The 373-nt window shown below is 61.9% G+C and carries 1 protein-coding gene; it reads left to right on the plus strand.

Going from position 1 to position 373, the window contains the following annotated elements; genetic code table 11:
• A partial coding sequence (locus AC1D0P_RS31945; RefSeq protein ID WP_477680391.1) for a hypothetical protein occupies positions 1-373 on the plus strand: 373 nt, incomplete at both ends.

Genomic DNA, 373 nt, shown 5'->3' on the forward strand with positions numbered 1-373 from the left:
GATCAATACGGCCCCGACCACCGGGGTCGATGCCTCGATGGCGACATCGAAGGTCATCCTCTCCGGTATCGGGGCGGACGAGATGCTCACCGGTACAGCCTATGGCGATACCATCAACGGAAGAGAGGGAAGCGATACGCTTGTCGGAGGCGCAGGCGCCGACCGGCTGGACGGCGGCAGCGGCATCGACACGGTCAGCTATGCCGGTGCCGCAAAGGGCGTGGTTGTCTCGCTGACAGCGCCTGTCGACAACACCGGTGATGCCAAGGGCGATGTCTTCGTCTCGATTGAAAAATTCGTCGGATCGAGCCATGCCGATACGTTCACCGGCAAGGCGATAGCCGATGATTTCTCGGGCGGTGCCGGCAATGAC

This window comes from Polaromonas sp. P1_G2, assembly GCF_056405515.1.